This window comes from Pseudomonas sp. 58 R 12, from assembly GCF_900005865.1.
GTDB classification, from domain to species: Bacteria; Pseudomonadota; Gammaproteobacteria; order Pseudomonadales; family Pseudomonadaceae; genus Aquipseudomonas; species Aquipseudomonas tritici.
The window spans coordinates 314,010-332,253 of record NZ_CVTP01000008.1 but is presented as its reverse complement, the minus strand read 5'-3'; the positions used below and the strand labels follow the sequence as shown (position 1 = coordinate 332,253).

The following is an 18,244-nucleotide window of genomic DNA, read 5'->3' as shown; positions in this document are numbered from 1 at the left end:
GCCCATCGAACGCAATGAGGCATTAAAAACCTCAATGTATTCAATGAGTTAGAGTAGAGGCAGGGTTCTTCAGCCCACTCAAGTTTTTATGCGGTGAGTGTTAGTCGTTGAGACACTGATCGTTTGAGGCCGAGTAGCAAAATGGTTATGCAGCGGATTGCAAATCCGCCTACGCCGGTTCGATTCCGACCTCGGCCTCCACTCTTAAAGCCCCGTAGATCAATGATCTACGGGGTTTTTTATTGCCTGCGATTTGGGATCGTTTCCGCAACTTTTGAGATCGTTTCCGCAACCTCTGCCATTTCGGGATGCTAGGAGGCTTAAAAAATAGGTAGATCTTGCCTAGCCAACCTTATTCAAGGTGGGTTGCTGAGTCTTCGGAACGGTGCCATTATCACGCCACTGTCGAATGGAATCGAGAATTGTGAGACACCTCCAATGCAATCTGAAAGGCATTAGATCCAGCGTCCAAAGTGCGACGTTTGCTCGCTTTTCTTCTCCACTTACTTCTCCGTTCAAACTTAAGCTGAATTTGATTCAGCTAAACGCTGCATGCGTGAGCCGTTGAATCTTTTAACTGCTTGGGAGTTAGGTTTCGCGCGTGAAATTGTTATCGATAGAAATTTTAGGTGAAGAGTATGTCCAACAGAGTGGCAACGTTCTTTGATATGAAACTGTATGCTCGCGGTCGATCAAGGGCGGAAGGTAATACTGCTGATTTTCCCGCGAAAGCAAAAACGATGTCGGAAATTAAAGAGCTAGTAGAGGAACTACTTGAAGGTGGTGATAACTTTTTAAGTAAGGGTCAAAGCGATAAAGCAGATAAATACTATATTGCTCATGCCGATATGGTAGAAGGTTATTGGGTGTTATTGATCAACCGTTGTGATCCTAGCGCCCCAGATTCCGTTTACAGTAATCCGGAATCAAATGAGCGGCATGTGAATGAGAAGTTGCCAGGGCAAGGCTCAGAATTCTCTGCGCACTTGATACTTGATCTGGCTCCAGCGAAGGGCGCAGATTACTATTTTTGTATGATTGAGGCCGCTTATGGTGCTGGCCTGGGTAGTAGTGCAATCACAAGCTATTTTGCACATGTCATTCGGCATTGTAAGAAGCAAAAGCCACAGAACTTTAAAATACCAAATATTGATGGCTCATGTGATAAAAAAGGCAGACAGAACCTTGTACACCTTAATCACGATGTAGAACTGCATGGCCATATATCTGATACTTTCAAGAGTGATCTGCGCAGCGGTGCCTTAGGTGGTATCGAGCTAATAAGCTATAAAACAGTCGGAGGTAAGTGGGATGACGCCGGCTTCGTTAAAGAGAAACATCGGGTGATAAAGCTCGAGCTTGAGCGAGACTTAATTGGCGACGCGGTGAAGACTGTAACCGATGTACTCAAAAATGCTAAAGCCGACGGCGTCTCTGAAATGCGTGTCAGCTTTAAGGATGGCTCTGGCTCTCCAAACAGTGCGTTACTCTCCGTTGATACGGGGCAGCTTGCGACAGACGGACGTTATTTGAAGCGTTACTATATTTCATCAGCCAATAATGTTAGCTCTGCGAGTATTGAGCAAGTCAACCATGCTATAGTGAAAGAAGTTCTGAAAAGCTTGAGGTGATTGAATGTTAAATCAAATGTTGCAGCCGCTCTCCTATTTGGCGATACGGCATCCTCAAAAATGGAAAGTCGACTGGCTTTTTCCAGTCATGATTGCATTGGTCTGCACTATTTGTTCTATTGGTGAAGGGTGGGTTTCAGATATATATAGGGCCGGTGGGCCTATTAGTATGCTTTTAGGCTTTTTCTCCAGTCTACCGGGTTTCTATATTGCGGCGCTTGCCGCAATAGCAACCTTCGGTCGTAACGACATTGACAACATCCTGCCTGAGCCTACCCCTACTGTGAAGTTGGTTACTCGTGGGGAGAATGTGCTGGTCAAGCTTACCAGGCGTAGATTCTTAGCAATGCTGTTTGCCTTTCTCACGTGCGAAAGTATCGCGTTGGTTTTGTATTCAGTTCTGTTTCTTTCATATGGGACTGCGATCGCCGATGTAGAGTTGTGGGATGGTTCTGGAAGTAAAGTTATAATCATTATTATGACCTTTGTATATTTTACATTGTTGATGCAGATGTTGGCCGCGACCTTTTGGGGGCTCTATTATTTAGGGTTCAAGCTACATGAGCCACAATAACAAGGCTTGGCATTGAATGCAGAATTGAGACTAGGTCTTTGCTTATTTGTATCTGTTATTTTGTAGGTTTCACGATTTCACCTACTCGCCGATAAACCTTCTTGGTCATGTCTTCGGTGGAGTGACCCAACAGGCGGCTCGCATGTGCTAGCTCGATCTCGCTGGCAGCTTTCGGTCTGATATCCTTAAACTGAAACTGGCGAATCAATATAGCCAAAGCAGAGTCACCGTTGGCGCCAGCTTTTATAGCTGCTTTCTCGCGGGCTTCGTCCCACCGATTGCGCAACATCTGCTGACTCATGCGAAGGCCGGAGGTGTTTGTGATGAGCCTTGATGTCTTGATACCGGACAAAGCGCGGCGTTCCTGCAGGTCATTGATAAAGGCACTCAGCGCCGATTGCACTCCAGCCTCTTCAAGTTGAAGGCGTAGTTTCTTTTCTGTTTTCCCTTGGTTCACCATCAAGAAGCCGGCGCTCAGGTCGGTAGTGGCTACCTTGAGCACGTCGGCGGGGCGCTGTCCTGTCAGATAGGCCAGGTCCATGGCGTCCTTGAGTTCCTGCACGGCTTCGGTGTACACCGCATTCCAAACGATTTCGCCGGCGTAATAGTCCCGAGGCTTTTCTTTGTTGCGCCGAACCCCGAAGCAAGGGTTGGCATTGCTGGTCAGGCCCCACTCACGTGCGATCGTGAAAATGTGTGATAGCAGCGCGATTTCACGGTTGGCCCTGACTTTTGCTGTCCTGGCGTCCCTGTACTGCGCGACTATCTGGGGGGTGATCGAGTCAATTGGGGCTTTTTCAAACGCTTTCCTGAGCTGTTTGAGTTCCTTCATGTTGTCGGACTGGGTACGCAAACCCTTAGTTGGGATGATCTCTTTCACGTACCTGTCAAACAGGGCGCCCAGCAAGTGGTTGGGCTTCGGTGGTGCTCGTCGCTCCAGCCTGGCCCATTCCACTTTAGCCTGGTCGAGGTCGCCTCCCAGGGGAATCTCTTTACGTTTGCCGTTGGCGTCCCTACCATTGTAGTAATACCCCGTCCAGATCTTCCCGCTCTTAAGCGTGGCGTTGCGGCGGATCATTCGTGGTGGTAGATCCAAGTTGGCTGCATTCTTCCGTCGCATGGTCAGCTCACATTCGCCAGGTCGAGCGCCCAGGTTTCGGCCGCCGGGTTCACGGCAGAAGGCGTGACGCCTGCCAGTTTCATTCGGGCATAGACGCGGCCTACGATCGGGCGGCGGGCTCCGGTAAGGACGTGTTCCCATTGGTTATCGATCAGCCACACGATTTGCTTGGACGGGATCTGATAACCGGTGATGGTGGCCAGCTCATCTTCGGTAAGCGTTTCGCTCTGGAATTCCATCATCACTACCTCAGTCGCCATAGAAGCAGGCGATCGCGTTGCCGTGGTCGGCGAACAGGTCGAATTGGGTGCCGCTTTGAGTGAGGATCAAAGTCATGCTGCATCCTCCGCGTTGATTGGCGCGGGGTAGGCTGCCAGCCACATTTTCGCGGCAAAGGCGGTTAGCTGACGGCGCTGTTTGTTCACTCTGGCGACCATGATTTCTGTGCCTGGGAATGCCTGCCAGGTTTCTACGGCAAGCCCAAGTGACGTAGTGATCTTCGTCATCAGTTCATGGTCAGCGATGGTGCAAGCCGGTGAGCTGGCATGCTGCTCGCGAGCCAAGTTAACGCCGCGATCAAAGCCGCGGGCGAAGGCTTTCTTACTGGCTCTAATCAGGAAAAAGGCGGTTGCAACCCAGCCGATCAGCAGGCCGATTGCGATGATGTAGGTTTCGATTTGCATGTGCTGTATGCCTCGTTAGAGCCCGCCGCTGGACAGTTTTGGTGAGAGGACGGCGACGGGGTGTTGCAGGGAGTTAGTTAGAGCGTGGCTTCATAGAGCGGCACGTTGGTGATGTCGCCTTCGATCTTGGCGCGCACGGCGTTGTAGGCTTCTTCGAGCACCTTGTCGGCGCGCACCAGTTCGTACCACATGACCAGGCGACCTTCCTGAATGCGGTAGCGGAAGCGGGCGGGTACGCAGAAGGTGTCGCCGCCGAGGAACGGCTTGAGCGCAATGAAGAACTCTTCTGGGATGCGCAGCTGGCCAGCTTCGCCGGCGCGCCCGTCAATCTCTTCGTTGTATGTCAGTTGAACCTGGCCGTTGTCGAGGCGAGTGCCTTGGCGGAACGTGATGTTCTTCTTGGCTTCCAGGGTGCGGCTGATTTCGAGCATGTCAGCAGCGCTTGGGGTGTTCTCGTGCTCGGGGTGATGGGTGATGTCCTTCACGTTGTCTTCGATGAATTCGGCGAAGGTGGCCTGGTCCATGCGCTTGCGGTCCTTTTCCTTCCAGTTGCCCCATTCAACGGTGGTCGGGCAGCGGTACGTCGCGACATGATCGCGCCAGGCGGGTGCGGCCGGATCGTGGTAGTCGATAACTGCCGTGAAAGTCCGGCCTTCGGGGCCGTTGCAAAACACTGCCGTGGCCTGAGTGGAAAAACGATTCACGTAGCTGATGAACGACTCGGCATCGAGCACGGTGAGCTTCTGCTTGATGCGTGAAGGTGCGGGCAGCAGGTGTTCCAGGCTTTCGATGCTCACCCCGTTCGGTACGAGCGCCAGCGGCGCAGGGATGCCCTCGACCGCGATGGGCTTGCCGAGGGATTGGGCCAAGGTGACCAGGTGCTGTAGGGCTTGTTGCATTGGATGTGCTCCAGTAGGTGACGATTTGGTGAGAGGTTGGTGAGGCGGGTGTTACTGGCTGACCTGGCGCAAAGCTCCAGGCCCGGGTTCATCCTCGACACTGCGCAGCGGGATTTCCTGTTGACGTGGGTCGCGGCGGGTGATGTTGCCTTCGGGCGTAAGGAAGAACAGGGATGTACCGCGAGCCAGAACAGGCTCTTTGGTCTTTACGTCGGCCTTCACGGTCATCTGGCCGCCGCCATCAGGCTTGTAGGTAAGCTTGATGGTCAGATCGCCGCCCTTGCCGGTCATGCGGATGGCGTCGATCAGGCTGTGCTGGGCCTCGGTGAGTTCGTCCAGCAGGCCGCCGGCCTCGATGTCGCGCAGGGTGTCCATAAAGGGACGTGCTTTGGTATTCATGTGCTGTGCCTCATTGGCTGTGTCGCCCCTGGTCGGCAGGGGCTACCGTTTGAATCAGGCCGCTTGCTTCGTCGCTTGGGCGTCGAGGTAGTCGGCCAGGTCGTGGAGATAAACGACGGGCTTGGCACGGGCCGAGCAGTGCAGCCGCTTGACCACCAGCGCGATACGACCTGCCTTGATTTCGCTCAGCAGGTAGCGGTCGGTGCGTATGTGCGTGAAGTACTGTTCACGCACTGCGGTTAGCGTTGGGCACGGCGTCGCGAACTGGCGCCGGAGTTGTTCCAGGGTGGTGGTCACGCGGATTCCTCCCCATCCCCCTCCTTTCGGGGCACCAGCTTGAGGCGGATCAGTTCGGCGAGACCTTCTTTGCTCTTGCCCTTGGCCGCTGCCAGGACGTTGCCCTCGGCATCTGCGACGACGGCGCCGTATGGGTATTCCGGGCACTTCACCGGCGTCACATAGGCGATCTGTCCTTCTGCGATCACCGCGTCGACGCAGCGGAACACTTCGGCCAACTCGACCGAAACGCAGGGCAATGACTCCAGCAGCGCGACAGCTTCCGCCGAGGCGCCAATGAACGTGGCGCGGCTGATCACCGTCGGATGGTTGAGGTACATCGGCACCAGTTTCAGGGCGCCTACAGCGGAGTTGATGGCGTTCGGCGTCTTCATGCTGCGGCGTCCTTCTTGGTGATGGTGATGTCCAGCTTCTTGGCGATCCACTCAACACCCGCTTCCTTGACCAGCACCACGGAGTAGTGGGTGTAGTTGCGGAGTGTTGGATTCCAGCGGCTGCGTGGGTCGGAGAACAGGAAGCCGCGCTCGCGGTGTGCGCTGGCTAGATCGCCGGAAGAATTCAGCACGCCGAGTTCCCGCAACCTGGTGCGGAAGGCGCGTGGCTTAAGCCCGAGCAAAGCGGCTGTTTGATCCAGGGTGCGGTTCATGGCGACGGCCTCAGGCTGAGAGCTGTTCGGCGCGTTGGTGGCGCGCGCGGATCATGAGGAACGCGGCGTCCAGCAATCGCAGGAACTCGTCAACCGAACCGTTGTTGCGCAGGATCAGATCTGCCTGGCTAACAGCTATGCCGGCCTCGCTGATGTGTGGGTTCACAGCTTGTGCGGCGGACCGAGATATATGGATGACCGTGCCGCCGCGCCGGCGAATCAACTCTGCCTCGTTTTCGAAGCGCACGTCGCTGATGACGAATCCCAGCACTGCGCCCAGTGCCTTACTCATATAGTCGAGGTTTTGTTCGCCGAGCTTCACCCAAACGTCTGGGTGCACGGTGTTGCGTGCCCACTCAGTGCCCATCGACTGCATCAGTTGACGCGGAGAGCGGTCCAGCCAGGACAGTGGTTGCTCCTTGCGGTCGCCTTCGAAGTCGGTTGGGTCGAGGTTGAAGATCGCCATCAAGCCATCACGGAGCGGATCAGCGAATGCGTAATGCTCTAGGGCGTGCCCGTTTCTATGGCTAGACCGTAAAAGGGGTATTTACGGTTATGAGTCGAACAGATCAATCACCGGCCGCTGGGCCGGTTCTTTCTCTGCGCAAAGCAATCTACCGCGCGGCCCATGATTACCGGGGCGGCGTGACTGCTTTGGCGCTGGACATGGTGCTCGATTACGACAGCCTGCAGAAGAAGGTCAAGCACGACGAGGAGCGGCGCTGGCTGGATCCTGACGAAATGGAAGAGGTGATCAGGCTGACCGCCGATCCTTGCCTGTTGGATGCCCTGGTCAGGCCTGCGGGTGCCGTTTGGTACAAGCCGATTCCGGTTCCAGCAACTGCAGATGCGTTGAAGGCTGTCGGCAAGATGCTCGAGGAGTCCGGCCAGTTCGTAGCCTGCATGCACGACGGCGCTGCCGACAACATCTGGGAGCCGCACGAAGTCCTCCTGCTGGAGCAGCGCGGCATGGATGTTATCCGCGAGGTGCTGGGCATCATGGCTGGTGCACGCAAGGCTATGGAGGGCGCTGACAATGTCTGACGACATCGATATCGCCAACGATGCTGCTGAACATTTCCGACAGCTCGCACTGGCGAGCCGTCCGCGCCCAACGTGCTCCGTCAGCGCGCAATTCTGTGAGGATTGCGACGAGCCTATCCCGTTACTTCGTCAGCAGACGATCCAGGGTTGTGCGACCTGCGTCAGTTGCCAGGGGTTACGGGAGCGGCGGCGATGAGTGAGCAATCCACCAGCACAGCGATATCGTCCTGGGCTCGCCGTTACATCGAAACCTTTGACCTTGCACTGGTCCCGATTGACCCGGGCGAAAAGGCGCCGAAGGGCATGGGCTGGAACAAGCCGGGCGGTTACATCACCGACCCGGTTGCCGCCGAAGCATTCTGGCAACGCAATCCAAATCACAACCTGGGCGTAGTGCTCGGGCCGAGCCGTGTCTGCTCATTGGACGTGGACGATGTGCAGTGGACCCGGTTTGTCTTGTTCGACCAGATGGGCCTCGATCTGGATGCCATGGCGGTGGTCTAGGCTGCTGGGAGCCTCGGTTGAAGCTGGAGCGCGTGCAGGCTGTATCCGTCCTGGGCGGGTTGATCAAGATCCAAGTCACCGGGCGATACCTGGGCGAGAGCGTATTGTTAGAGGTGAGTGTATGAGTATCGTCGACCTGTCCGAGTTGCCGGCGCCGGACGTGCTTGAGCCTCTGGATTTTGAGGAGGTCTACACGGAGTCGCTCGGTGTCTTCCGTGAATTCATGGGCGACAACTGGAGTGCGCCGCTGGAGAGTGATCCGGTGGTCAAGTTGTTGGAGGCCGGTGCTTATGCGCGTATCGGTGATCGCGCCCGGGTGAACGATGCGGCCAAGGCTTTACTGTTGGCCCATGCCATTCGTGGCGACCTCGATCAGTTGGGTGCGAACGTCAACACCCCGCGCCTGGTGATCCAGGCTGAAGATCTAAGCGCAGTGCCGCCGCTGGAAAAGATCACGGAAAGCGATGACGCTTACCGCGAGCGAATCCAGATGGCGTATGAGGGCCTGACGACGGCCGGGCCGCGCAACAGCTACATTCGCCATGCCCGCAATGCATCGGCACTGGTGGCCGATGCGTCCGCTGAAAGCCCGTCCCCGGCGTGCGTTACGGTCACGGTGCTTGGCCTGTCCGGTGACGGAGCGGTCGGTCCTGAGTTGTTGTCTGTGGTAGCGGCTGCGGTCAATGATGAAAACGTCCGGCCGCTGGGTGATCGGGTGACGGTGCAAAGCGCCGAAGTGTTGCCGTACCGCGTTGATGCGGTGCTGTTCATGAAAGGCCCCGGCCCTGAAAGCGCCGTGGCGCTGGCAGAAGCAGAAAGACGGCTCGCGGCCTGGATCAACCCGCGCAAACGCTTGGGCGTCGAGGTGGCGCGTTCAGCAGTGGACGCGCAGGTGCACGTGCCTGCTGTTTCCCGCGTTGAGTTGACCGGGTGGCAGGATCTGGCCCCTACAAAGGCGCAGGCGGCGTACTGCACCGGCTACAGCGTCAAGCTGGGGGGGTGACATGAAAAGTCTACTGCCGAATAACAGCACCCAGTTGGAGCGTGCGATTGAGGTGGCGAGTTCGGATCAGACCGTCATCCCGTTGCGCTCGCTCTACAACCCCATTACTTGCCCCGTTCATTTGCTACCTCATCTTGCATGGGCCTGGTCGGTTGATCGCTGGGATGATCGTTGGACGGAGACGGCCAAGCGCAATGCAGTGCGAGCGTCGTTCTATATCCACTCCCGAAAAGGAACCATTGGCGCACTGCGCCGCGTGGTGGAGCCGCTTGGCTATCTGCTGGAGGTGATCGAGTGGTGGCAGACGGTGCCCGAAGGCGCGCCGGCGACCTTCGCCCTTAGGGTCGGCTTACTCGACACCGGTATCACCGAAGAAATGTTCAGTGAGCTGGAGCGCCTGATTGACGACGCCAAGCCCGTGAGCCGGCATCTGACGGGGCTCGACATAACGCTCGAAACTCGTGCTAACGCCTATACCGGCTTCGCTGTTTATGACGGTGATGAAATCGACGTTTACCCCTGGGCCAACCCCGATATCGACGTGGTGATTCAAGGCCATGCAGGCGTAAGCGAATACACCCTCGACGAACTGGATGTGTACTCACATGGTTGATAAGAATTCTAATTTTGGCGGCATGATCACCACGCAGGGGGCCGCCAAGAAGACCAACTGCGATGCCCTCGGTATTCCGTGGGAGCCGCGTTACATGTTGATCGGCGATGCGAACGGCACCGATCCGGTGCCCAGTCCTTCGCAGACCAAGCTGGTCAATCAAGTTTATCGTGCGCAGATCAATCAGCTGCGGGTATCTCCGACTGATGCCAATGTGCTGATTGCCGAGGTGGTGTTGCCGCCCGACGTGGGTGGTTGGTGGGTGCGCGAGTTGGCCCTGGAGGACAAGGACGGTGTGTTTTCTGCGGTGGCCAACGCGCCGCCGAGTTACAAGCCAGTGCTGGCCCAGGGCTCGGGGCGCAATCAGGTGGTGCGGATGCACATCATCACCAACGGCACCTCGAACATTCAGCTCAAAATCGACCCGGCGGTGGTGCTGGCTACGCGTCAGTATGTCGATGAGGCGGTTAACGGCCTTCTGCCTGCGAACAAGCCTGCTGGCACCTACACCAAGGTGACGGTCAATGATCGCGGCGTTTTCGTTTCTGGATCTAACCCGACCACGTTGGCGGGGTATGGCATCACCGACACGTATACCAAGGACCAAATCACGGCAATGATCGCCCAGGCCTCGGCGTTGCCGGTGGGCTCGATGATCGGTTTTCCCGTGGATAAGGTGGCGCCGGGCTTTCTGGAGCTGGACGGTAGCGTCAAAAGCGTTGCGACGTATCCAGACCTGGCGACGTTCCTGGGCGGCGCGTTCAACAAGGGCGACGAGGGCGCCGGTAACTTTCGCCTGCCCGAGTCGCGCGGTGAGTTCCTGCGGGGCTGGGACCATGGGCGCGGGGTTGATGCTGGTCGGGTAATTGGCAGTGCTCAGGCCCAATCCATGCAGAAGCACGATCATGCAATGTGGTCGGGTGGAACCTATGGATCTGTAAGCGCGTCTGGCGGCGGCTCTGCATCACCGTGGGTAAGTGGCGCTGCAAGTGATATGCGAACCGGCGTGACGGGCTCGGATGAAACACGACCGCGCAACTTGGCTGTGATGTGGTGCATCAAGGCTTGGAACGCTCCGATCAATCAGGGGAATATCGATGTTGCAGCCCTGGCCAGCGAAGTCGAGAAAACCCGAAACCTCTCGATTCAAGGCGCTTACCGGGGAATCCTGATCAGTGCAACCGGTGCCGGCTCGCTTATCTCGGCCCGCGTTGATCAGGTGATTGTCAAAGACGGGGCCGGTGTAGCGCGTCGTATCAGCGGTCTCTCTGCTGCGATCAATCTGGCTACTGTCGGAGCCAATGGCCTGGATAGCGGGGTATTGGCGGCTTCCAGTTTTTACTCGTTGTGGGCTATCAATGGCGCGGCCCAGGCGTTCATCGCCGCGCTGTGCCCTGTGCTGACCGGAGCGACCACTGCGGGTTCTGCGGTTGTTACCGGTTTGCCCAGTACCGCGTCACTGCGTGTTGGGATGCAGCTGTCGAGTTCGGCATTCCCTGCCGGCTCCGTTGTGCAAAGCATTGAGTCGCCGTCTCAAATCAACGTTAGCGCCCTGGCGCTGACTACGACTGCTGCGGCGTCTTTGCGCTTCGTCTATGAGCCGGTGCTGCCTGCTGGATATACATCAAAGGCGCGCGTAGGCATGTTATTGACTGCTCCGAACGGGGTGCCATTTGCTTACACGCAGATCGATAACCTTCTCCTTTTCGATCCGACAGCGGCGACAAATACGCTCAATTACCCGGTGGCCGTGTCGGGCGCCGCAAGTACGCCGGTGTCGGTGTCGCTCGCGAACCTTGTGCCGCCAACGGCCCGCAAGGTTTCGTTGGTTGCCGGGTGTACGGGGGGCTACGTGGGCTTTGCGCCTGAGGGGGCCTTCGCCTCAACTCCGGGAACTGGCTACCTGAGCCCGGCGCAGTTGAACGGGTTCCCGTTTGCGGGTGGTTATAACGCCTCTGGTCCTGTGCCTACTGCGCAGGGCGAGTTCATTTTGCGGCGTATGAGCTTCCTGTTTTGCGCGACCGCTGCGACTGCTGTGGCGCAGGTCATGGGCTGGGAGGACGGGTTATGAGTTTTGCTGTTCGTAATGACGGCGTTTACCGCTGCCGGTCTATCGGTGGACCTGAGGAACTGTTGCCAGGCGAGGTGTTTTCTGACGTCTATGTCCCGTTACTTTCGGTTGGTGTTGATGTTGATGCCGAGCGTTCGTGGCGTGATGGGGAACTGGCCAGTCTCATGTGGTTGCGTGAGCGGCACCGTGACCAGTTGGAAATCGGCCGTGAAACAACACTCTCCGCTGAGCAGTTCACTGAGCTGCTGGAGTACATGCAGGACCTGCGCGACTGGCCACAATCGCCGGACTTTCCCGACATTGAGCAGCGGCCAGTGCCGCCGGCCTGGATCGCCGAGCAAACCCAATAGACGCCCCGCACTGACGGGGCGTTTTCTTTTCCGTTACGCGTAACACGAACAATCCACGGCCTCGCTTATGCGGGGCTTTTTCGTTTCTGGAGATTGCCCTATGAGTTTCTTTCACGGTGTGACCGTCACCAACGTGGACACCGGCGCCCGTACTATCTCGTTGCCGTCGTCCTCGATTATCGGTCTGTGCGACACCTTCACCCCTGGGTTGAAGGTGACAGCCAAGCCTAACCAGGTGCTGCTGATTACCCGCGAAAGCGAAGCGGTGGCGGCCTGGGGTGAAGACGCGGCGATCACCAAGTCGATCAAAGCGATCTACATGCGCGCCAAGGCGGTGATCGTGGCGTGCGGTGTCGAGAAGATGGCGACCCCAGCCTTGCAGACGTCGGCCATCATCGGCGGTGTCCTGGCTGACGGTCAACGTACCGGTATGCAGGCGCTGTTGGACGGTAAGAGCCGCTTCAATGCTCAGCCCCGTCTGCTGATCGCCCCAGGCCACAGCGCGACACAGGCGGTCGCCACGTCGATGGATGCACTCGCCGGCAAACTGCGCGGCATTGCCATCGTCGACGGTCCAAACACTACCGACGAGGCGGCCATTGCCTACGCCGAAAACTTCGGCAGCAAGCGCGTTTTTCTGGTCGATCCGGGTGTTCAGACCTGGGACACCGTCCTCAGCGAAACCGTTGATGCGCCGGCCTCGGCCTGGGTGGCGGGTCTGTTTGCCTGGACCGATAACGAATACGGCTTTTGGGCCTCGCCGTCGAACAAGGAGTTTGTCGGCATCACCGGTACCACGCGGCCGATTGAGTTTTTGGACGGCGACGCAACGTGCCGGGCCAACCTGCTCAACAACGCGAACATCACCACAATTATCCGTGACGACGGCTACCGCCTGTGGGGCAACCGCACCTGTTCCAGTGATCCTAAGTGGGCCTTCGTCACGCGTGTGCGCACCCAGGATATCGTCATGGACGCGATCCTCTAGGCGATCGCAACACGCACAAGGCGGTGGCCACCAAGCACCAGGACAAGAAAAGTGGTGAGCTGAAGCTCATCAGCCTGGACAACACCGATGCGCCCTACGGGCTGCCGGCGGTGCATACCGACCGTCATATTTACCCCAACAAAACCGCAGCGGAACAGGCAGCCAAGGCCCGGCTGACCGCCTTCAATCGGTCTTCTGCAGGTGTGCGCCTCGAGATGCCTGGGCGTACCGACCTGTTTGTCGAGCGGTCAGTAAACGCCACGGGCTTCAAGGCCGGCATTGATGGTGAGTACCTGGTCGACTCGGTGGAGCAGGTATTCACCCAGGCCGGCTGGTCCACCACCGTTGAGTGCAATGGCGGCAAGAAAGGCAAGGCCAAAGCCAAAGGTAAGAAGACGAAAAAAAACAAGGAGGTAAAAGTCCTGGAGCTGTAACTGGCTGCACCCACCTCACCATTCGCCGTCATCGAGCGGCATTTTTTTGCCTGGGAAAAAGCGATGTTCATCACTGAGTTGCAACTTCAAAGCATCATGCCCAACGCCCGCCGCAAAGCGGGCCTTTTTTTATCCGCGCTGAACGCTGCCATGACCAACCACAAGATCGACACGCTGAAGCGTCAAGCGGCATTCCTGGCCCAGGTCGGGCATGAGTCCGGCCAACTGCAGTACGTGCGTGAATTGGGAAGCGATCAATACCTCAGCAAGTACGACACCGGGTCTCTGGCTGCAAAGCTTGGGAACACGCCTGCAGCTGACGGTGACGGTCAACGTTATCGCGGCCGTGGGTTGATCCAGATTACCGGCCACGACAACTACTTGCGCTGCAGCCTGGCGCTGTTTGGTGATGAGCGTTTGCTGCGCACGCCTGAGCTGCTCGAGCTGCCGCAATGGGCGGCTGAGTCGGCAGCGTGGTTCTGGTGGGTGAACGGGTTGAACGCACTCGCGGATCAAGATCAGTTCAACACCATCACCCGCCGGATCAATGGCGGGCTCAACGGCCTGGAAGATCGGCTGCAGTTGTGGGGCAGGGCGAGGGCGGTGTTATGCGTCTCTTCGACCTGATCCCCCCGCAATACCGGCTCGTGGCGGTCAGCATGTTGATGATGATGTTGGCGGTCGGACCTGCTGCCTTGGCCTGGACCGCGCAAGGTTGGCGTTACGGTCAGCATTTGGAGCGCCAGGCCAGGCTGCACGCCGACACCCTCGGCGAGTTATCCCGGGCTGCTGCTGCCCAGCAGCGCAACGAGCAGGACAAGCGCTTCGCCCTTGAGCAACGCCTGCAGGACAAAGATGAAACCCACTATAAGGAATTGACCGATGAGCAAACCAAGCAAGCTCGTCTGCGTGATCGCCTGGCCACTGCTGATCTGCGGTTGTCAGTCGTACTCGCCGTCACCGATGCCACCAACAACTGTTCATTGCAAGCCACCACCGCCACCGGCCGCGTGGTTCATGGCACCACAAGAGCCCAACTTGACCGAGCGCATGCTCAACGAATTATCGGAATCACCGATGCCGGCGACCAAGGATTGATCGCCCTTCGGGCCTGTCAGGCCTACGCAAAAGAAGTTTCTACATCAAAGTAAAAGGAGCGGCGGGGAAGGATACGTCAACATCCAGCCCGGCCACCTTTCCCGCAGATCATCCTTGCAAGTCCATCTAAGGCTCCTGCTTCGTGCACAAAGCGGAGCGAGCCAAGCACTGGTTATGCATAAAAAAATTCTTGCTTTTAATCGACCGCCCTCGGACAAAAACGGAAACCAAGGGCGTCTACGAAACTCGAGGCGATTCAACTCATCAGGAACTGCACCAGGGGCATCACGATGTGGCCGAATGATGTTAGATTCTCGCGATATGTATTTTCAGCGGAATTGACATGAGCGGACTGGCTAATGAAACAGACAAGCTTCATCTGCTAAAGCAGAAAGTGGATGCTTTCTCCAAGGCAAGAGACTGGGAAAAGTTTCACACGCCTAAAAACCTGTCGATGGCTTTGACAGTTGAAGCATCGGAGCTGATGGAGATTTTCCAATGGCTTGATCCTCACGAGTCTTTCACAGACTTAAGCCTCGAAAAGAAGACGGCTGTTGAGCATGAGGTAGCCGATATCTTCATCTATCTGTTGCGGTTTTGCTCAGTAACGGGGATCGACCTGATCAGTGCTGCCGAGGAAAAACTGAAGCACAACGCAGAAAAATATCCAGCTGAGCTGGTTAAAGGACAATCGAAGAAGTACACGGAGTACTGATGAATAAGCTGTTTGTATTTACCGCTGGGATGACTATTGCTCGAGCTCATATCAGCGACTCAATCTCGAGCCCTGTCTCGTTTATTAAGCTGGACGCTGCCCTTCCTCCAGATGAAGCAGCGTACGTAAAGTCTCTGTTACCTGAGGGTGACGGATTCTTTGCGTGGGGCGCCGTTCCTGGCGAGAAGAACATACCTACGTGGGAGGAGATGAGCGAAGGGGACATAGTCCTGACTGCCTATGACAACCACTACCAGTACGTTTCGTCTGTATTGTTCAAGCTGCATAACCGGGCTCTTGCAGAGAGTATCTGGGGACTGGATTCAGAAGGGAAAACCTGGGAGTACATGTATATCCTCAGTGAGCCCAAGCCCGTCCATATGCATGTGGCATCTGAGCCTGTAATCAATTATCTGCACAACGGTTACCGAGGGTTCACTCAGATCAAGAGCGATCGCCTAGATCGGATTGATGATGACTATGGAGACCTCAACAGCTTTGTCGCAACGGTATTTGGAGTAAGCATACCGCGGCCGATAGTCCCGATTGAGATACTGGTCGCTGAGCAAGACGCGGAATCAGAGGGTACCTTTGACCCCGATAGCGTGATCGATGAGCGCAAAAAAGTCTTTGCGGCAATCGTTAGGCGAAGAGGGCAGCCGAAGTTCAGAACTGAGCTTTTAGAAGCCTATGAAGGGCGTTGTGCCGTGACTGGCTGCGCGGTTGAAGCTGTCCTTGAAGCGGCCCATATCAAGTCGTACGCCGGCGAAAAAACGAATCATGTCACGAACGGAATACTTTTGAGGGCCGACATTCACACCCTCTACGACCTGGGCAAGCTGAAGATTGACGAGAAAGGTGTAATTCACCTTTCTGGCGACCTCAAGGATTCGACATATGAAGTCCACGACGGTAAGAAAATTAGCTTGCCACGGGGATCTAAGAAGGCGCCGAACACGAAGGCGCTGAAGCAAAAGTTCAGTGCCGGCGCGCCAGTATTGGTTACGCATACGGTCACTGCATGAGGATGCGAGAGCTCCTGTAACCGCGGCGACTAGTCGGGTGCCATGAGTACGGCCAGGGTCAGTTTGATGAATTCTTCATTTTCGTCGATGGTATGGAGTGCGCCTCGTACGTTCTCTGCAACGTCAGCTGAGCCGCGCTGTTCTACCCAGTTCGATAGCTCCATGATCGACGCCTCGAGGGCAAGTTGGTTTTCGTACAGCTTTGAGAGCAAGGTAGGGAGCAGGTCTGAGTTCGGCATCGATATTCCTCTGTGGAGTTAAGAGCGTAGCATTCGGGAACCGATAGTCTGTAGCTACGCTTTCAGGTGCTACTGCTCCTGCTAATTGCATTTAGATTGATCGACCTTGGTCTAGATTCAAGGCGGCTGAGGAAATCGGCTATGATGATGGCAATTTGTTTCTATGGTGCTTTTGGCCCCGGCGATAAGGAATCGCGACATGAAAAAACCGGTGGCCGCTGCAGTCGTTCATCTTAATGGGGAAATTCTCATCACTCGTAGGGCTCCGGGGCAGAGTCTCGCGGGCCTGTGGGAGTTTCCTGGCGGCAAGCTTGAACACGAAGAATCTCCCCATGAGTGCATCATCCGGGAGCTACGTGAGGAGCTGGGCGTTGAGTCTGTCGCCGGTGAAATACTCACCACCACGACTTACGCCTACCCCGGCGGAGAGATCGAACTAATCGCCATTTCGGTCGAGCTGCAGTCCACCCAGTTCACTTTGCAGGTCCATGACCGGTTTGAGTGGGTGCGACCTCAAGAACTCGTTCGATACAACTTGGCTCCTGCCGATATCCCTATTGCCCAGGAGATCATCCGAAAATATGGCTAATTTCACTCCCCTGGTAGCCGGCGCAAACCTTAAAAACGACGATCTGATTCTTCATTTTTTATGCAGTCCTCAAGGTGGAATGCGCCGGTCGAATCGGACCAACACACTTATCATTGTATCGAATCACGTAGCGTCAATTTATGACGATCGCTGGGTGGACGATGTGTTGCATTACACCGGCATGGGTCAGGTCGGTGATCAGTCTCTAGCTTTCAACCAAAACAGAACACTGAACGAGTCGCGCATCAATGGGGTGGCCGTACATCTATTCGAAGTCTTTAACGCCAAGACCTATACCTACATCGGTGAGGTAATGCTGGCTGATGAGCCATACCAGGAGAGACAACCGGATGTAGAAGGGCAGGACCGCTTTGTTTGGGTTTTCCCCTTACGTTTGAAATCGGGCACTCCGCCGACAATTTCTGATGTCACGCTGCAGCAGCTCAATCGGGTTAAGGAAAAACAGGCCCGGAAATTGAGTGACGCTGAGGTAGAAGCGTTAGCTCGGCGTCAAGGACGAACCAATGTTGGGAAGCGAAGCGCTAGAGTCACGCAACACCAGCGCTCACCATGGGTAGCAGAGCATGCTAAGCGTAGATCCAAGGGGCGATGTGACTTGTGCCAGGAAGCCTCTCCGTTCAACAGGAAGGATGGGACGCCATATCTGGAGACACACCATATCGAGTGGCTTGTACATGGTGGAGCAGACACGGTTGAAAACACAGTTGCTCTCTGCCCCAACTGCCATAGAAAAATGCATGTGCTTGACGACCAGTCTGACAAAATACTGTTGGTCGCACGGATCAATGCCTACTAATTAAAGGAGCTGTGTGTGGACGAGGAAATCAGTTTTGAGGATGAAGGGACAACGTACACCGGCACCTACTCGGTTCACGGAGATGAGCTCATCGTTTATCTACCTGATGGTAGCCAGCGCGCAACCATGTTGCGTGGTCTTGATCCTGAAATGGCTGCCTTAACTCATCTGCGCGGGTTTGTATTGCATTCGAAAAACGTTGATCGGGCTGGTAACTGACAGTCAGCATGGTTATGCAGTGATCAGAAAACCCACCGGTAGGTCGTCATGAGTGGCTGGTCTCGGCCAACAGCGGTCATTCAGGTGCGTTTAGTTTTTTGATAGTGAAGGATGAGCGAACGGGTGATGATGCTTATAAAGTCGATGGTTCCTGCCGTTAAACAACAGTATCGACAAACTTTTTGCTGATTTGACTGTGTAGGATTGGTGCACGCAGGCGAGTTTGTTTCACGAATGTAGAAAAAACCCATTAACTTTGACGTGAAACTCAACTGGATATCAAAAA

Annotated in this window: 25 protein-coding genes, 1 tRNA gene and 3 pseudogenes; 19 read left to right on the top strand and 10 right to left on the bottom strand. The window is 56.0% G+C overall.

The features are described 5' to 3' along the window. Positions 1 to 127: 127 nt before the first annotated feature. From BFP95_RS05085 to BFP95_RS05075, 3 genes are all read left to right on the top strand, one after another. Positions 128 to 201: transfer RNA gene (locus BFP95_RS05085), tRNA-Cys, on the top strand. A 437-nt stretch (positions 202 to 638) separates the two neighbouring features. Further along, complete coding sequence (locus BFP95_RS05080) at positions 639 to 1,631, top strand: hypothetical protein (RefSeq protein ID WP_065909445.1); 993 nt, start codon at positions 639 to 641, stop codon at positions 1,629 to 1,631. Between the two features lie 4 nt (positions 1,632 to 1,635). Beyond that, positions 1,636 to 2,205, top strand: coding sequence for a hypothetical protein (locus BFP95_RS05075; protein ID WP_065909443.1), 570 nt, complete (start codon positions 1,636 to 1,638; stop codon positions 2,203 to 2,205). A 55-nt stretch (positions 2,206 to 2,260) separates the two neighbouring features. On the opposite strand, the gene BFP95_RS05070 is transcribed toward BFP95_RS05075, so the two are convergent. The 9 genes from BFP95_RS05070 to BFP95_RS05030 form a co-directional block, all read right to left on the bottom strand. Next, the gene (locus tag BFP95_RS05070; protein ID WP_065909441.1) at positions 2,261 to 3,325 is read right to left on the bottom strand and encodes a tyrosine-type recombinase/integrase; all 1,065 of its coding nucleotides are present in this window, start codon (positions 3,323 to 3,325) and stop codon (positions 2,261 to 2,263) included. A gap of 2 nt (positions 3,326 to 3,327) precedes the next feature. Beyond that, on the bottom strand, positions 3,328 to 3,564 hold the full coding sequence (locus tag BFP95_RS05065) for a DUF4224 domain-containing protein (protein ID WP_065909549.1): 237 nt from the start codon (positions 3,562 to 3,564) through the stop codon (positions 3,328 to 3,330). A 93-nt stretch (positions 3,565 to 3,657) separates the two neighbouring features. Further along, the gene (locus BFP95_RS05060; protein WP_065909439.1) at positions 3,658 to 4,008 is read right to left on the bottom strand and encodes a hypothetical protein; all 351 of its coding nucleotides are present in this window, start codon (positions 4,006 to 4,008) and stop codon (positions 3,658 to 3,660) included. Between the two features lie 77 nt (positions 4,009 to 4,085). After that, positions 4,086 to 4,907, bottom strand: coding sequence for a YfdQ family protein (locus BFP95_RS05055; protein ID WP_065909437.1), 822 nt, complete (start codon positions 4,905 to 4,907; stop codon positions 4,086 to 4,088). Between the two features lie 51 nt (positions 4,908 to 4,958). Beyond that, positions 4,959 to 5,306, bottom strand: coding sequence for a hypothetical protein (locus tag BFP95_RS05050; RefSeq protein WP_047541804.1), 348 nt, complete (start codon positions 5,304 to 5,306; stop codon positions 4,959 to 4,961). Positions 5,307 to 5,360: 54 nt separating this feature from the next. Next, complete coding sequence (locus BFP95_RS05045; RefSeq protein ID WP_032888577.1) at positions 5,361 to 5,603, bottom strand: pyocin activator PrtN family protein; 243 nt, start codon at positions 5,601 to 5,603, stop codon at positions 5,361 to 5,363. Next, entirely contained in the window at positions 5,600 to 5,977 is a 378-nt protein-coding gene (locus BFP95_RS05040; RefSeq protein ID WP_065909435.1) for a hypothetical protein, read from the bottom strand. The genes BFP95_RS05045 and BFP95_RS05040 overlap by 4 nt, the downstream gene beginning before the upstream one ends. Continuing rightward, on the bottom strand, positions 5,974 to 6,249 hold the full coding sequence (locus BFP95_RS05035; protein ID WP_065909434.1) for a hypothetical protein: 276 nt from the start codon (positions 6,247 to 6,249) through the stop codon (positions 5,974 to 5,976). The genes BFP95_RS05040 and BFP95_RS05035 overlap by 4 nt, the downstream gene beginning before the upstream one ends. A 10-nt stretch (positions 6,250 to 6,259) precedes the next feature. Further along, the gene (locus BFP95_RS05030; protein ID WP_139115291.1) at positions 6,260 to 6,715 is read right to left on the bottom strand and encodes a deoxynucleotide monophosphate kinase family protein; all 456 of its coding nucleotides are present in this window, start codon (positions 6,713 to 6,715) and stop codon (positions 6,260 to 6,262) included. Positions 6,716 to 6,804: 89 nt separating this feature from the next. Here BFP95_RS05030 and BFP95_RS05025 point away from each other — a divergent pair, with 89 nt between their 5' ends. The 13 genes and pseudogenes from BFP95_RS05025 (at position 6,805) to BFP95_RS04960 (ending at position 16,094) form a co-directional block, all read left to right on the top strand. Further along, positions 6,805 to 7,293: a phage regulatory CII family protein gene (locus BFP95_RS05025; RefSeq protein WP_065909430.1), complete on the top strand. Its 489-nt coding sequence runs from the start codon at positions 6,805 to 6,807 to the stop codon at positions 7,291 to 7,293. Further along, a complete protein-coding gene (locus BFP95_RS05020; RefSeq protein WP_371914447.1) occupies positions 7,223 to 7,489 on the top strand; it encodes a TraR/DksA C4-type zinc finger protein in 267 nt (88 codons plus the stop codon). The genes BFP95_RS05025 and BFP95_RS05020 overlap by 71 nt, the downstream gene beginning before the upstream one ends. Then, a pseudogene (locus tag BFP95_RS05015) lies at positions 7,486 to 7,791 on the top strand (bifunctional DNA primase/polymerase); the annotation flags it as partial. The gene BFP95_RS05020 and the pseudogene BFP95_RS05015, both read left to right, overlap by 4 nt. 127 nt (positions 7,792 to 7,918) lie before the next feature. Beyond that, positions 7,919 to 8,800, top strand: coding sequence for a baseplate assembly protein (locus BFP95_RS05005; protein WP_065909424.1), 882 nt, complete (start codon positions 7,919 to 7,921; stop codon positions 8,798 to 8,800). 1 nt (position 8,801) lies between these two features. Next, the gene (locus tag BFP95_RS05000; RefSeq protein WP_065909422.1) at positions 8,802 to 9,413 is read left to right on the top strand and encodes a phage tail protein I; all 612 of its coding nucleotides are present in this window, start codon (positions 8,802 to 8,804) and stop codon (positions 9,411 to 9,413) included. Further along, positions 9,406 to 11,484, top strand: coding sequence for a phage tail protein (locus BFP95_RS29945; protein WP_256534131.1), 2,079 nt, complete (start codon positions 9,406 to 9,408; stop codon positions 11,482 to 11,484). The genes BFP95_RS05000 and BFP95_RS29945 overlap by 8 nt, the downstream gene beginning before the upstream one ends. Continuing rightward, positions 11,481 to 11,834 carry a phage tail assembly chaperone gene (locus BFP95_RS29940; protein WP_256534130.1) on the top strand — a complete coding sequence of 118 codons (354 nt, stop codon included), beginning with the start codon at positions 11,481 to 11,483 and terminating at the stop codon, positions 11,832 to 11,834. Before BFP95_RS29945 ends, BFP95_RS29940 begins: the two co-directional genes overlap by 4 nt. Positions 11,835 to 11,934: 100 nt before the next feature. Further along, positions 11,935 to 12,819: pseudogene (locus BFP95_RS04985) on the top strand (phage tail sheath subtilisin-like domain-containing protein); the annotation flags it as partial. Continuing rightward, a pseudogene (locus tag BFP95_RS04980) lies at positions 12,819 to 13,256 on the top strand (late control protein); the annotation flags it as partial. The pseudogenes BFP95_RS04985 and BFP95_RS04980, both read left to right, overlap by 1 nt. Positions 13,257 to 13,319: 63 nt before the next feature. Continuing rightward, complete coding sequence (locus tag BFP95_RS04975) at positions 13,320 to 13,883, top strand: glycoside hydrolase family 19 protein (protein WP_065909420.1); 564 nt, start codon at positions 13,320 to 13,322, stop codon at positions 13,881 to 13,883. Further along, positions 13,865 to 14,407: a lysis system i-spanin subunit Rz gene (locus tag BFP95_RS04970; RefSeq protein ID WP_065909418.1), complete on the top strand. Its 543-nt coding sequence runs from the start codon at positions 13,865 to 13,867 to the stop codon at positions 14,405 to 14,407. Before BFP95_RS04975 ends, BFP95_RS04970 begins: the two co-directional genes overlap by 19 nt. A gap of 290 nt (positions 14,408 to 14,697) precedes the next feature. Beyond that, positions 14,698 to 15,069: a nucleotide pyrophosphohydrolase gene (locus tag BFP95_RS04965; RefSeq protein ID WP_065909415.1), complete on the top strand. Its 372-nt coding sequence runs from the start codon at positions 14,698 to 14,700 to the stop codon at positions 15,067 to 15,069. Continuing rightward, positions 15,069 to 16,094, top strand: coding sequence for an HNH endonuclease (locus tag BFP95_RS04960; RefSeq protein ID WP_065909413.1), 1,026 nt, complete (start codon positions 15,069 to 15,071; stop codon positions 16,092 to 16,094). The genes BFP95_RS04965 and BFP95_RS04960 overlap by 1 nt, the downstream gene beginning before the upstream one ends. Before the next feature lie 29 nt (positions 16,095 to 16,123). Here BFP95_RS04960 and BFP95_RS04955 read toward each other — a convergent pair whose 3' ends face one another. Next, positions 16,124 to 16,333 carry a hypothetical protein gene (locus BFP95_RS04955; protein WP_065909411.1) on the bottom strand — a complete coding sequence of 70 codons (210 nt, stop codon included), beginning with the start codon at positions 16,331 to 16,333 and terminating at the stop codon, positions 16,124 to 16,126. A gap of 199 nt (positions 16,334 to 16,532) precedes the next feature. Between BFP95_RS04955 and BFP95_RS04950 the strand changes: the two genes are divergently transcribed. Genes BFP95_RS04950 through BFP95_RS04940 form a run of 3 tightly spaced genes read left to right on the top strand, consistent with a single transcriptional unit; the run spans position 16,533 to position 17,958 of the window. Then, positions 16,533 to 16,922, top strand: coding sequence for a (deoxy)nucleoside triphosphate pyrophosphohydrolase (locus tag BFP95_RS04950; RefSeq protein ID WP_065909406.1), 390 nt, complete (start codon positions 16,533 to 16,535; stop codon positions 16,920 to 16,922). After that, entirely contained in the window at positions 16,915 to 17,739 is an 825-nt protein-coding gene (locus BFP95_RS04945) for an HNH endonuclease (protein WP_065909403.1), read from the top strand. The genes BFP95_RS04950 and BFP95_RS04945 overlap by 8 nt, the downstream gene beginning before the upstream one ends. A gap of 15 nt (positions 17,740 to 17,754) precedes the next feature. Continuing rightward, the gene (locus BFP95_RS04940; protein WP_065909398.1) at positions 17,755 to 17,958 is read left to right on the top strand and encodes a hypothetical protein; all 204 of its coding nucleotides are present in this window, start codon (positions 17,755 to 17,757) and stop codon (positions 17,956 to 17,958) included. The last annotated feature ends 286 nt before the right edge of the window (positions 17,959 to 18,244 follow it).